General features: G+C 31.1%; 12 protein-coding genes. 3 read left to right on the top strand and 9 right to left on the bottom strand.

Annotated features, from left to right (window positions below):
* Positions 1-34: 34 nt before the first annotated feature.
* From ACFS5M_RS00730 to ACFS5M_RS00710, 5 genes are all read right to left on the bottom strand, one after another.
* Positions 35-718 carry a lycopene cyclase domain-containing protein gene (locus tag ACFS5M_RS00730; protein ID WP_183484379.1) on the bottom strand — a complete coding sequence of 228 codons (684 nt, stop codon included), beginning with the start codon at positions 716-718 and terminating at the stop codon, positions 35-37.
* A gap of 5 nt (positions 719-723) precedes the next feature.
* Entirely contained in the window at positions 724-1,179 is a 456-nt protein-coding gene (locus tag ACFS5M_RS00725) for a sterol desaturase family protein (RefSeq protein ID WP_183484376.1), read from the bottom strand.
* A 4-nt stretch (positions 1,180-1,183) separates the two neighbouring features.
* Entirely contained in the window at positions 1,184-2,020 is an 837-nt protein-coding gene (locus ACFS5M_RS00720; protein WP_183484373.1) for a phytoene/squalene synthase family protein, read from the bottom strand.
* On the bottom strand, positions 2,017-3,486 hold the full coding sequence (locus tag ACFS5M_RS00715; RefSeq protein WP_183484370.1) for a phytoene desaturase family protein: 1,470 nt from the start codon (positions 3,484-3,486) through the stop codon (positions 2,017-2,019). The genes ACFS5M_RS00720 and ACFS5M_RS00715 overlap by 4 nt, the downstream gene beginning before the upstream one ends.
* Positions 3,487-3,572: 86 nt before the next feature.
* Positions 3,573-4,580 carry a fasciclin domain-containing protein gene (locus tag ACFS5M_RS00710; protein WP_183484367.1) on the bottom strand — a complete coding sequence of 336 codons (1,008 nt, stop codon included), beginning with the start codon at positions 4,578-4,580 and terminating at the stop codon, positions 3,573-3,575.
* Positions 4,581-4,729: 149 nt separating this feature from the next.
* Here ACFS5M_RS00710 and ACFS5M_RS00705 point away from each other — a divergent pair, with 149 nt between their 5' ends.
* A complete protein-coding gene (locus ACFS5M_RS00705) occupies positions 4,730-5,602 on the top strand; it encodes a MerR family transcriptional regulator (protein ID WP_183484364.1) in 873 nt (290 codons plus the stop codon).
* A gap of 209 nt (positions 5,603-5,811) precedes the next feature.
* Here ACFS5M_RS00705 and ACFS5M_RS00700 read toward each other — a convergent pair whose 3' ends face one another.
* Positions 5,812-7,326, bottom strand: coding sequence for a GH3 auxin-responsive promoter family protein (locus ACFS5M_RS00700; RefSeq protein WP_183484361.1), 1,515 nt, complete (start codon positions 7,324-7,326; stop codon positions 5,812-5,814).
* A 43-nt stretch (positions 7,327-7,369) separates the two neighbouring features.
* Here ACFS5M_RS00700 and ACFS5M_RS00695 point away from each other — a divergent pair, with 43 nt between their 5' ends.
* Entirely contained in the window at positions 7,370-8,164 is a 795-nt protein-coding gene (locus ACFS5M_RS00695; RefSeq protein ID WP_183484358.1) for a DUF2797 domain-containing protein, read from the top strand.
* Positions 8,165-8,230: 66 nt separating this feature from the next.
* On the opposite strand, the gene rpsU is transcribed toward ACFS5M_RS00695, so the two are convergent.
* The 3 genes from rpsU to ACFS5M_RS00680 all read right to left on the bottom strand — a co-directional run bounded on the left by rpsU (position 8,231) and on the right by ACFS5M_RS00680 (position 11,926).
* Entirely contained in the window at positions 8,231-8,425 is a 195-nt protein-coding gene (gene rpsU / locus ACFS5M_RS00690) for a 30S ribosomal protein S21 (protein WP_183484356.1), read from the bottom strand.
* A gap of 61 nt (positions 8,426-8,486) precedes the next feature.
* Complete coding sequence (locus tag ACFS5M_RS00685) at positions 8,487-11,138, bottom strand: AsmA-like C-terminal region-containing protein (protein WP_183484353.1); 2,652 nt, start codon at positions 11,136-11,138, stop codon at positions 8,487-8,489.
* A gap of 86 nt (positions 11,139-11,224) precedes the next feature.
* The gene (locus ACFS5M_RS00680; RefSeq protein WP_183484350.1) at positions 11,225-11,926 is read right to left on the bottom strand and encodes a queuosine precursor transporter; all 702 of its coding nucleotides are present in this window, start codon (positions 11,924-11,926) and stop codon (positions 11,225-11,227) included.
* Between the two features lie 72 nt (positions 11,927-11,998).
* Here ACFS5M_RS00680 and folK point away from each other — a divergent pair, with 72 nt between their 5' ends.
* Positions 11,999-13,126, top strand: coding sequence for a 2-amino-4-hydroxy-6-hydroxymethyldihydropteridine diphosphokinase (gene folK / locus ACFS5M_RS00675; RefSeq protein WP_183484347.1), 1,128 nt, complete (start codon positions 11,999-12,001; stop codon positions 13,124-13,126).
* The last annotated feature ends 7 nt before the right edge of the window (positions 13,127-13,133 follow it).

The raw sequence follows: 13,133 nt of genomic DNA, 5'->3' as shown, positions 1-13,133 counted from the left end.
TTGTGAATACGTTTACAGATGGTTTTTTTATATTTTATAGTGAACGGGTTTTGAAATAGCGATACAATTCAATGTTCATAAAAACAAGTAACAACCCATAAACAGAGTCTTCAATTGGTATCGTTCCAATGCGTAAGCCTAAATTTTCAGTATTATTATACCAAACTATTGCTTCAGCAAGAACACTTCCAGTAAGTATTCCGTTGCTCATAAAGAAAAAGGGTAGAATTGTAAAGTAACTTAAGTAGTGAAAGGCTAAGTTTTGCTTTTTATAAGCCAAATAAACTAGAAACAAACTTGTACTTAAAAAAGTGATTGCTGTATAAAGCTTATCAGAATTTACAATAGCCAAAGCGAGTAATCCAAATATCAATATGAAGGTGATTTGTTTTTGAATTTTATCTAATGGGTTGTTCTTTATAAGGTATGTTAAAGCGAAATAAGTAAATACACAAGCATAAGGAATACAAATAAAAAACAAGATTTCTTCTAGAGGCAAATTTCCGAAATATATGCCTAAAAGATAATCAGAATTAAAGCCCCAAATACCTGATTCTGTAAAGAAATAATCCCAAGTCAGAAATAGTATTGCAATAATTATATTTGCTTTAAAAAAAGGGCTCCACTCTTTGTAAAAAGCGTGCTTTGGATAAAAACTAGATATAAATGGAATAGCAATACATAATAAATCAATTAAAAGATAAGTGTAAGATTGCATGGGTTTTATTTATACTGTTTATGATACTTTTTCGGCACTAACAACATTCCAAAACATTCACCATCTGGTTTGTCTAAATGTTTGTGATGCATTTTGTGTGCTTTTCTCAATCCTAAAAGGTATTTGTTTTTGGTGTTTTTAAACCATTTAAATCGCTGATGAATAAGAACATCATGTATTAAAAAATAAGTTATTCCATAGAAAAAAATTCCTAACCCTATAAAAAACATAAAGTTTAAACTTGGTAAAAGACCAAAATAAAATAAACAGATGCTTGGAATCGCAAATATAACGAAGAACGCATCGTTTTTCTCAAAAGTATGTTGGTATTTTGGCTGATGATGGTCTTTGTGTAAATACCATAAAAACCCATGCATGACATATTTATGGGTCAACCAAGTCACAATTTCCATGAGTAAAAAAGTACCTATTGTTGTAAGAATGAAAAACAGAAAATTCATGATTTTAAATTATATTAAACTTATATCGTAGATACGATTTGGTGAGTATGTATACCTTTAAAGTATTTGATATTCGAATTCTACCTTTTAATATTTTGTCTGAATCGGCATATTTCAGTTTATTAAGTAATTTTAAATAATATCTATAGGCTATGTAAACGCCTAATCTACTTTCTAATGGTAATTTAATAATTCCTTTATAGGCATCATGAAAGTCATTTTCAATATCTTCAATTATATCGGCTTTAGAAGAGTTATTTAATGTATTGTTTGATAAATTAGGGAAATATGAACGCCCTAAATTTTCAATGTCATCTTTAATGTCTCTGAGGAAGTTCACTTTTTGAAACGCTGAGCCTAAATGTTTAGCCGAATTTTTTAATGCGTTAAATTGAATATTATCATTGTTGACAAAAACCCGAAGACACATGAGTCCTACAACATCAGCAGAACCATAAATGTAATTTTCATAATCTTCAGTTGTCGTATAATCTTTTACATGTAAATCGGCTTCCATGCGTTTTAAGAAATCTAACGCATATTCATATAATTCATAATTATGAACAACTTCTTGAAACGAATTAATAATAGGATTTAAACTTATTCTTCGTTTGAGTGCTTTGTTGTATTCGTCTACAAAATCATGAAATAATTCGCTTTGAGGGTAATCTTCAAAAGAATCTACAATCTCATCGGCATACCTAACGAAGCCATATATGGCATAGATAGCAGGTCGAATGGAAGGCGCAAATAATTTGATGCCTAGAGAAAAGGAAGTGCTATAAGCGTTTGTTACGACCTTGCTACATTTTAAACTTGATTGATCAAATAGTGCTTTCATTTTTTATGATGCTTTAAAATTAAATCGCTAACAATTTTACCAGAAATTAAAGATGGAGGTACACCAGGACCAGGTACTGTTAACTGTCCACAGAAATATAAATTGTCAACTTTTTTGCTTTTCAGTTTAGGTCTTAACACATGAGTTTGCATGAGTGTGTTTGCTAGTCCGTAAGCATTTCCTTTATAAGAATTATAATCGTTTTTGAAATCTTTCACACAATAAGACTCCTGGAATAGGACGCTGTTTTTAAGCGATTCTCCAGTTATTGATTCTACACGATTAATTAGTTGATCGAAATATTTTTGTCTTATTTCAGGAGTGTCCTCAATATCAGGAGCAATAGGGATTAAGAAAATAGCAGCTTCTTTTCCGTTAGGCGCAGATGAAGCATCAGTTATGCTTGGAAAACTTCCGTAAAACAAAGGTTTTTCTGCCCATTCCTTCGTATCATAAATGGTCTTTGCATGCGTATCAAAATCAGTATCAAAGAATAGCGTATGATGTGAAACATTTTCAATTTTTTTATTGAAACCTACATAAAATAGTAATGCTGAAGGCGCAAATATTTTTTTATCCCAATATTGATTTGAATATTGTCTTAAATCTTTTTGAAGCAAAGTTTCCGTATGATGGTAATCGGCACCACTTAATAAAATGTCACATGAATACCATTGGTTATTAGCTAAAACTCGAGTGACTTTTTTATGTACTGTATCAATTTTTTCAACAGCACTTTCTGTTATAATTGTGACGCCTAAGCTTTTTGCAAGTGTAGTCATAGCTTTTACAACTTCATACATGCCGCCTTCTGGATGCCAAGTGCCTAATTTAAAATCGGCATAATTCATAAAATTATAAAAAGAAGGTGTGTTACTAGGTTTAGCTCCTAAAAAGAGTACAGGAAATTCTAGTATTTTTTGAAGTTTCTTGTCTTGGACATAACCAGAGACTTGTTGTTTGATAGTTAAAATAAACTCATAAAGCTTTAAAAATGTTTTTTTATTTATGATTTCGAATACATTTACACCAGGTTTATAAACTAAATCTTTAATAGCTATTTCATAGTTGACATGTGCTTTATTGATAAATTTTTGAAGTTTATTTCCACTCCCTTTTTCAATAGATTCAAATGTGTTTTTAATGTCTTCAAAATTATCAGAGATTTTAATGGAATCATTTTTCCCAAAATAGATTTCATAAGCAGGATTCAGTTTATTGAGTTTGTAATAATCGTTTGTTGAGGTGTTGAAATCATTAAAGAAACGTTCAAAAACATCAGGCATCCAATAAAAAGTTGGGCCAGTATCAAAAACGAACCCGTCTTTTTTTAACTGTCTCGCTCTGCCTCCAACGGTTTTATTTTTTTCTAAAATTGTCACATCATATCCTTTCTTTGCTAAATAGCATGATGCAGATAGTGAAGAAAAACCGGAGCCAATAATTATAATTTTTTGTTTTGACATAAATTAGAAGTTTTAAAAAAAGTAAACCGACAACTTTAGTGGTTGTCGGTTTGTGTATTCAACCATTAGTGGATGGATTGAATAGTTTAATTAGGAAGTAATACTTTGTCTATAATGTGAACCACACCATTGCTTGCTAAGACATCAGCAGCAATAACTTCAGCGTCAGTCATTGTAGAATCTTCAATGAAAACACCTCCAGTTAAGTTAATCGTAATAGACTCACCCATTAATGCTGTGTTAATCATCTGTCCGTTAGATAGATCAGTAGATAAGGCTTGAGATGTAATGACATGATAGGACAATATATTTGCTAGTAATGTTTTTTCGTCTGCTGTATCAAAATCAGCTAAACTTGTGTAATCAGGGCCTAAGGCATCTAATAAATCAGCAAAAGCTTGATTTGTAGGTGCAAATACAGTGAATGGTCCATCAGTTTGTAGTAGATCTACCAATCCAGCATCAGCTTGCACAAGCGCATCAACAAGAAGACTTAAGTCAGCAGTAGCCATTGCTAATTCAACAATGTTTGGTCTTAAGCTATTTGCTACATCTTCAGGTAATAATATTTTGTCAATAACGTGAACCACACCATTACTTGCAGCAACATCGGCTATTGCTACTTCAGCATCAGTATCAGAAGCATCTGAAATAAATACACCGCCAGATAAGTTTATTGTTATGGTTTCTCCTTGAGCTGTATTTATCATTTGACCATTACTTAAGTCTGTAGAATAAGCAGCAGTGCCAGAAACAACATGATAAGTTAAAATGTTAGCTAGTAGTGCTTTTTCATCGGCAGTATTAAAATCAGCTAAACTGGTATAATCAGGTCCTAAGGCATCTAATAAATCAGCAAAAGCTTGATTTGTTGGAGCAAAAACAGTGAAAGGACCATCAGTTTGTAAAAGATCTACTAATCCAGCATCTGCTTGGATTAAGGCATCTACTAATAAACTTAAATCAGGTGTAGCTTGAGCAATTTCTACAATGTTAGGGGTTGGCGTTGAGATTGAATTGTCGTCATCATTACTACACGATGTAACTAGTAATGTTAAACTAAATAATACGGTAAAAAAGAATTTCGTTTTCATATTGTCTAATATATTTATTGTTAAACTTAGACAAAACTACATTAATATTATTTAATGTCAAAGAAAAATATAAAAAACTTAGACAAGAAATAATATTTTTCTATTCTTTTATCCTTTTTTTGTTTAACTTCGTTCAATAAAAATTAGACATGAGTAAATATACAATGGCTCAAATTGTGACTTTAACAGGTATTAAAGCACATACTTTGAGAAAATGGGAATCTAGATATAGTTTTTTAGAACCTCATAGGACTGATACTAATATTAGATATTATTCGGGAGAACAATTAAAGAAATTATTAAATATTAGTATTCTAAATCGAAATGGATATCGTATTTCGAAGATAGATAATTTATCTGAGGGTGAAATATATGATATAATTACCAAGCAAATTATTGGAACAAATATTGAAGATGAAATAAGCACTCTTGTTTTAAGTACGCTTGAATTGAATGAAGAAAAATTTGATGAGATTATTAAATCTCAAGTATTAAAAAAAGGCTTGTTATCGACTACTATTGATTTGATTTACCCTTTTTTACATCAAGTCGGCGTGCTTTGGGGATTAAATAAAGTTATGCCAGCTCAAGAACATTTCATTTCTAACCTTATTAAAAAAAGAATTTTTGTCGCTATTGATATGTTGCCAGCTCCCAAAGAGGATTCCCCATCTATTGTAATGTTCCTTCCTGAGGAGGAATACCATGAGATAGGATTGTTGTTAGCGTATTATATAGCTAGAGAGTTGGGTTGGAGAGTCTATTATTTAGGTCAGAATGTTCCTATTGAAAACATCAAAGAAGTTATTGATACTACACAACCCACAGCCTTGTTGTCAATGTTTGTAACCCCAAGTCAAGTGTCATTTGAACAACGTGTTGATGAAATATTAGAGCAGAGTACAACTCCATTATTAGTTTCTGGTAATCCTGAGAGTATAGGTGAAATTATAAATAAAGAGCGAATCATTTTTCTGTCACATCCTAATGATTTTGTTAAAAAACTTAAACTTTTTAGTTGATTCTATTCTAAAAAAAATAACCCAAGCTTTGAGCTTGGGCTTCTTTCTTTATCATGGATATGATAATTAATACTAAAACATTATGTAGTATTCGATTAATAGCAATGTAAATATATATTTAATATTAAGAATGTTTAGCGGTTTTAGACCAACTATAAATAATACTCGTTGTAAGAAAAAAGAGGGCGTTTTTCTTCGTTGAATGACAGTTATTCATTTAATTTAAGTAGCTCATCAATATATTGTCTTGAATTAGATAGCCTAGGTACTTTATGTTGTCCTCCCAGTTTATCATGTTGTTTTAACCAATCATAAAATAATTGCTCTCTGGCAATATGTATAGTTGGCTTGTTAAGTGTCATGTTGTTATACCGTTTCGCTTCATAGTCTGAGTTTAACGATTTTAAGGCGTTATCAAATAATTCATTGAATAGATGAATGTCGTTAGGCGGTTTCTTAAATTCAATAAGCCATTCATGAGCTCCCTTCTCTTTACCTTTCATAAATATTGGAGCTCCCGTAAAATCAACAATTTCAGCTTTTGTCTTTTTACATACTTTTTTTAGTGCGTCTTCAGCATTTTCAATAATCAGTTCTTCGCCAAATGCATTTATATGGTGTTTAGTTCTTCCTGAGATTTTAATCCTATAAGGATTTATAGAGGTAAACCTTACAGTGTCACCAATTTTATAACGCCATAAGCCAGCATTAGTAGTAATTATCACAGCATAATTTTTTCCAATTTCTACCTCTGCTAAGGGGATTATTTTTTCTTGAGGAGTGCCATAAGTTTCCATCGTAATAAATTCATAAAAAATGCCATAATCTAGCATCAATAATAATTCATTAGAATTGTTTTTATCTTGAATGGCAAAAAAACCTTCAGAAGCATTATAAATTTCATAATATTTAAAATTGTTTTTAGGCAGAATCGCTTCATATTGATCTTGATAAGGAGTAAAACTTACACCTCCATGAAAATACACTTCTAAATTTGGCCAAACGTCAAATACATTATTTTTTCCTGTACGCTCTAATACATTGTTTAGAAGTACAAGCATCCAAGACGGTACGCCAGCAAGACTAGTTACATTTTCATTTATAGTTTCATCAGCAATAGCTTGCATTTTATGCTCCCAGTCACTCATCAGTGATACTTTATTACTAGGAGTACTACTAAACTCTGCCCAAAAAGGCATGTTGTCTATTAGTATAGCACTCAAATCACCAAAAACAGTTCCATTTTCTTTGTATAACTCTTTACTACCTCCTAAGCGTAACCCTTTCCCTGTAAATAATTGTGAGTCTTCATTATTATTTAAATACATACATAATAAATCTTTACTTGCGGCATAATGACAATCTTCTAAGGAGTCTTGACTCACAGGAATAAATTTACTTTTAGCGCTTGTTGTACCACTAGATTTGGCAAACCATTTAATAGGTGTTGGCCAAAAAATATTGTTTTCGCCTTTACGAGAACGTTCAATACTTTTCTGTAAATCCTCATAAGTAGAAACAGGAACACGTTCGGCAAATTGGGAATAATTTTTTATAGAAGCAAAGTCGTAAGTCTTTCCTACTTCAGTGTCTTTTGCTGTATCTATAAGAAGTAATAGCAATTCATTTTGCACTTCGTTAGGATATTTTAAAAACAATTCAATTTGATGAAATCGTTTTTTTAAAAACCAGGAAGCAATAGAATTGACTATTGGAATTGCCATATTTATAGTATCTTTATAAAGCTTAAAAATAAGACTTTTTTTTATGTTCTACCAAGGTGTTTTAACAAAAATGGAAACCGAGTTAGCCCAACCAATTCAATATTATTTGGTGTTTGAGACTGATTTCCTAAATATGAACCAGTTACTAAATAAAACACTGCATTTAAAGTTTGTGAAATACCAATGCTTACACTGCGGTTTGAATAAAGAAATTTATCGTCAAGGGTTTTGTAAAAGCTGTTTTTTTGATATTCCTCAAGCTGCAGATTGGATTATGCGTCCAGAATTAAGTACTGCACATTTAGATAAAGAAGATCGGGATTTAACTTACGAAAAGAAAGTGCAACTACAACCACACATTGTGTATTTAGCCAACTCTAGTAATGTGAAGGTGGGCGTGACAAGAAAAAGTCAAGTACCTACACGTTGGATAGATCAAGGCGCTCATGAAGCTATTGAAATTGTTGAAGTGCCAAACAGGTATTTAGCAGGCATTACAGAAGTTGCTTTAAAAGATCACGTTGCTGATAAAACAAATTGGAGAACCATGCTAAAGAATGATATTGTTGATGAAGACTTGGTCGTTTGGCGTGAGCGTTTGAAAGCGTATATTCCTGAGGAAGCTCAAGATTATTTTATTGAAAATAATGCAGAAACACATTTAGAGTTTCCAGTAAATCAATATCCAAAAAACCCTAAAAGTTTAAATATTAAAAAAGAGGGAAGCTATTCTGGAAAATTAGTAGGAATTAAAGGGCAATACCTCATTTTTGATGACCAAACTGTTTTTAATGTGAGAGCAAATGAAGGGTTGGTAGTAGAAATAGGTGTAGATTAAGACACAAAAAAAACACGCTTCATTTAGAAGCGTGTTTTTGTATATATTTATAAAAGGGAGTAACGACTAAATGTCTTCAGCGTCTCTTAATCCTTGAATATAACTTGCTTTTTGAATCTGGCGTCTGCGTTTTACAGAAGGCTTAGTGAAAAATTGATTTTCTCTTAAGTTTTGCATTACTTTCACATTTCTGTGTTTACGCTTGTAACGTTTTAATGCACGTTCTATATTTTCACCCTCTTTAATTTCTATTCTTAACATAAATGATAATTTATTTGTGGATGCAAAAGTAGTTTAATTATTATGATTTATCAAGTTTTTTTTAATTAACAGTATCCTTTTTTGTTTTGTCCTTATTTTTTCCTCCAAGTAATCCGCCTAAAAGATCTTTTACACCTTCTTCAATGTTTGAATTTGGGGTTGTTGATGGACTTTGTGTTTGAGTAGTATCTGAGCTTTGAGGGTTGTTTTCTTCGTTATTATTTCCACCTAAAATACCACCAATAACATCGCTAAGTTGTTCTGTACCTTGGTTTAATAATTTTTGTTTTTGAATGTCTATAAGTTGTTTTGTGAGTTTTGTAATACCACTTGTTAAATCGGTTGAAACCGTTGGCTTCGTAAAACTTCCACCAATAGTTGCTATAACAGGAATGGTGATTTTATTAACTTCAGGATCATTTATTTGTCCGATTAAGCGATTGACTTCACTTCCTAAGTATTTGGCAGGCACATCAAAGACCGCATTATAATTCATTGTCTTATCAAAACCATGAGAACCATCTACAGTAATGTTGATGTCTTCATATTTTAAATTGAAGGGTTTCACAAGTACTTGTCCATCATTAAAATCTAACTTTGTTTTTAAATCTTTAAGATCTAATTTTTCAAAATCAATAAAATTAACTGCGCCACTTAATTGTTCTAGGAGCGCTGTGTTTTTGGGTTCAATTTTCGTAGTCAATAATTCTGCTATTGCGTTTCCTGTAACAGAACTCAATTCAGGAGAAAAGTTTTGGTCTAAAACACCAGATAATTGTATAGTCGTGTTAAGCTTTCCTTTTAAGGCTTTAGCAATAGGTGCTAAACTTTGTAATAGTTCTAAATCTTTAAAGGATTGCGAAATATCAAAGTCTTTAGCGCCAAGGTTCATGTCAAAAAGTGGTGTTTTATTTTTAGTATCGACTAATCCAGAAATAGCCAATTCACCATCAAAAATATCTGAAGTCATATTTTCTAAAACAGCTTGTTCGTTTTTTATACTAAGCTTTCCTTTTACATTCTTTAAGGTTAAATTATCGTATAATACTGTTTTTGCATCAGCTTGAATAACACAATCTAAAAAGGCTGGTATTTTAAGTGATTCGTCTTCGCTTGTCTTTTTGTTTTCTGAAGCGACGTCATCATCAGCTACCATAAAATCACTCACGGCAAAAGTATTAGAATTAACTTTGAAGTTTCCTTGTAATTTACTGTCACTTAATAAAAAACCGAGTAAATTTTTAATGGTTCCAGTTGCATTTAAGTCGCTATTACCAGTTCTTGCTTCAAAATTGTTTAAAGCTACGGTTCCAGGGTTAAAGGTCATGTCTGCCTTACTGATATGGATTGGATTTACAATATCTTCCGAAGAAAATATAAAATCACTTACACTTACATTTCCATTGTTTTTAATGCGTTGATAGGCATTAGTTTCTAAGGCATTCATGTCAAAGGACGTGTTTAATTTTCCTTTTAAAATACCACTCAGTTCTTTTTCTAAAGAAATAGGATAGGCTTTACTGATGTTTGCTAAATTTAAAACACCGTCTATATTAGCATTCACTAGCATGTTTTTGGTGATGTTTTTTAACGTTGCTGAAGATTTAAAAGCGTCTTCATCTATTTTAAAGTTTAAATTTTCAATATTTACATAGGTATTATCAATATTGCCATCATCGTTTTTTAACGATGCATTTATGGAAATATTTTCAACACGTTTTGGTAAATCGGGATACTTAAAAGAAGCGTTATTTGAAGCGACATTAATATCTAAATGAGGAATGGTTGTTTCAGAGTTTATTCCTTTTATTAACCCTTTAACTCTAAAGTCTCCTGTTGTATGTACTTGGTCTAAATTTTTTGAATAAGTTTCTGGAATGACTGCAAGAAAGTCTTTAAACGTCGAACCAGAATTTTCGAAAGAAACATCAATTTCTTGTCCGTTTTCTAGCATTTTCACATCCCCTTGAAATTCTATGGCTAACTGATTTATTAAAGCTTTATTTTCTTTAAAAGTGTACGTGTTATTTTCTAAATCAAGATCTAATAAAGCGTCTAGTTTTATGTTATTGTTATTTAAATATTTCGTACTATCTATACTTAGGCTTATTCTAGCCTCTGTATTTGTGTCTAATTCTGAAACCTCTCCAGAAAAAGTGCCTTTTCCAGAATGGTTTAACTCAGTAATATATATAGTAGTATTTGATTTTTCATCTAAATAAGTAAAAGCGCTATTGTTTATAGCGTAATCTTCAACATCAAAACTGAAGCCTTTTCCAGTGTCATTAGATGCCTTTTGGTTTTCTTTTTTCTTAACGATGTCATAATTCACATCACCAAATGTATTCGTCTTTAGCGTCAGTAGTGCTTCATCAAGTTTAATAGCGTTAACGATTATAGGTGCTTCATCTGCTGTTTTAAATAATTCTTTTATAGACATATCAAACGAAATGGATTTAGCTGTAGCAAAAGTTTCGTCTTTAAAAGGTTCGAAATTAGTAATCACCAAATCATCAACACTAACATGTGCTTGCGGAAAGCTGCTTAAAAAACTTAGGTTAACATCACTAAACTCTACTTTGGCATTTAGATTTTCATTTATAAATTGTTTGACCATCTCCTTAATTTGAGATTGAAACATAAAAGGAATGGCAATAAGAATTGCCACAATAATAAGTAAAGTAATACCTGTAATTTTTAAAGCTTTCTTCATTAGCACATTGTGTTTATGTAAGTATTTACGTATTAAATTTATAGTTGGATGCTCTAAAATTAAATTTTAGTAAAACTTTAGCATTATTAAAAATCGATTTCTTCGTTAACTTTTAGGTCAAAACGTTTTCTAAAAAGATACACACCTAAGTAAAGTAATGGTGTGTCTAAAGCAGCAATTAGAACTTTAAAAACGAATCCAGCGACTAACAATCCAGCGAATTTGTCCCAAGCAATAATATCAAAAGAGCATAATAAAACCAATATGGTAAATGTATCTACGAATTGTGATAAGAAGGTTGAAAAATTATTGCGTAACCATAAATGTTTCCCTTTGGTAAGGCGTTTCCAAAAGTGATAAATTTGAATGTCTATAAATTGGGCTAAAAGATAAGCCATCATGCTCGCAAATACAGCGATTGCAGTACTTCCAAATACTGTTGAAAACAAGGTGTCATTTACGGGAGACCAATCTGTAGCAGGTACAGCATTGGCAGTATATACAATTAGCATTGAAAAAAACGAAGCAAAAATGCCAGCAATTACAATTTGATTGGCGCGCTTTTTACCATAAATCTCACTAATTAAGTCAGTAATTAAAAAGGTAATAGGATAGGGTAAAATACCAACTGAAATTTCAAAAAGTTTTGTGCCATAAACTTCAATATTAAAAGGATACCAGTAAAAAAATTTCTGAAATATTAAATTTGAAACTACTAAAGAAGTGATAAACAAAGCACCTAAAAACAGATAAATACGTTGTGCAGCAAGTTTGTCTTTTGTGGTCATTATAAATTGTGAATAAATAGCTCTTGTAAATATAACTTAATAATTTTTCTTTTAGTTATTTTGCCACCTGTTATGAACCAACCAAAAAAAGTCTACATATCTTTAGGAAGTAATAAAGGCGACAAATTTAAAAATTTGCAAAATGCCATAGACGCTATTCATCAGCAGATTGGTCATATAAAATTAATTTCTAAAGTCTACAAATCACCTGCTTTTGGTTTTGAAAGCGATGATTTTTTGAACACTTGTTTGATTTTAGAAACTGAATTAAAACCTGCTAAACTCCTAAAAAACCTGCTAGGTATTGAAAAGCAATTAGGACGTGTAAGAAGTGCTTCTGAAGGATATCAAGCTCGGATTATAGATTTAGATATTATCTTTTTTGAAGAAGACGTTTTAGAATCTAAAACCTTAACCATTCCACATCCAGAAATGCATAAACGCAGATTTGTTTTGCAGCCTCTAAATAATATTGCAGCACAATTAAAACATCCATTATTTGAGAAAGAAGTTAGTGTTTTATTAGAAGAGTGTACAGATCAAAGTGTATTGACACCTATTAATATTTGGTTGAAAAATCCAAGTAAGCAATATGACTTTTCAAAGTATAATTTTATTGCCATTGAAGGAAATATTGGTGCAGGAAAAACGAGCTTGTCAAATAAAATGGCACATGATTTTAATGCGAAATTAATTTTAGAGCGTTTTGCAGATAATCCGTTCTTGCCTAAATTTTATAAAGAACCAAAACGTTATGCGTTCACTTTAGAAATGTCTTTTTTGGCAGATCGTTATCAGCAAATTAGTGACGATTTATCGCAATTAGACTTGTTTAAGGATTTTATTGTTAGTGATTACGATGTATTTAAATCGCTTATCTTTTCTAAAATCACTTTACCTGAAGATGAATTTAAATTATATAGAAAGCTTTTTTATCAAGTTTATAAAGATATTGCGAAACCAGATTTGTATGTGTATTTATATCAGAATACAGAGCGACTTCAAGAGAATATAAAAAAACGAGGACGTAACTACGAAAAAGATATTGAAGACGATTATTTAGATAAAATTAATTCTGGGTATTTAGAGTTTTTAAAAAACCAACCTGAATTAAATGTCAAGATTATCGATATTTCCAATAGAGATTTTGTAAAGAATAGAGCCGATTACCTTTGGATTTTAGACCAGATTTGTGATTAAACATCTA

The sequence above is a fragment of the Lacinutrix iliipiscaria genome (assembly GCF_042686125.1).
Lineage (GTDB): Bacteria > Bacteroidota > Bacteroidia > Flavobacteriales > Flavobacteriaceae > Oceanihabitans > Oceanihabitans iliipiscarium.
This window is presented reverse-complemented; position numbering and strand designations above follow the sequence as displayed.

Bases quoted from the DNA above. Each gene is read 5' to 3' on its own strand.
- ACFS5M_RS00695 (WP_183484358.1), top strand. From the start codon at position 7,370: ATGTTCTACCAAGGTGTTTTAACAAAAATGGAAACCGAGTTAGCCCAA.
- ACFS5M_RS00710 (WP_183484367.1), bottom strand. From the start codon at position 4,580: ATGAAAACGAAATTCTTTTTTACCGTATTATTTAGTTTAACATTACTA.
- ACFS5M_RS00680 (WP_183484350.1), bottom strand. From the start codon at position 11,926: ATGACCACAAAAGACAAACTTGCTGCACAACGTATTTATCTGTTTTTA.
- ACFS5M_RS00725 (WP_183484376.1), bottom strand. From the start codon at position 1,179: ATGAATTTTCTGTTTTTCATTCTTACAACAATAGGTACTTTTTTACTC.
- ACFS5M_RS00730 (WP_183484379.1), bottom strand. From the start codon at position 718: ATGCAATCTTACACTTATCTTTTAATTGATTTATTATGTATTGCTATT.
- ACFS5M_RS00685 (WP_183484353.1), bottom strand. From the start codon at position 11,138: ATGAAGAAAGCTTTAAAAATTACAGGTATTACTTTACTTATTATTGTG.
- rpsU (WP_183484356.1), bottom strand. From the start codon at position 8,425: ATGTTAAGAATAGAAATTAAAGAGGGTGAAAATATAGAACGTGCATTA.
- ACFS5M_RS00715 (WP_183484370.1), bottom strand. From the start codon at position 3,486: ATGTCAAAACAAAAAATTATAATTATTGGCTCCGGTTTTTCTTCACTA.
- ACFS5M_RS00700 (WP_183484361.1), bottom strand. From the start codon at position 7,326: ATGGCAATTCCAATAGTCAATTCTATTGCTTCCTGGTTTTTAAAAAAA.
- folK (WP_183484347.1), top strand. From the start codon at position 11,999: ATGAACCAACCAAAAAAAGTCTACATATCTTTAGGAAGTAATAAAGGC.
- ACFS5M_RS00705 (WP_183484364.1), top strand. From the start codon at position 4,730: ATGAGTAAATATACAATGGCTCAAATTGTGACTTTAACAGGTATTAAA.
- ACFS5M_RS00720 (WP_183484373.1), bottom strand. From the start codon at position 2,020: ATGAAAGCACTATTTGATCAATCAAGTTTAAAATGTAGCAAGGTCGTA.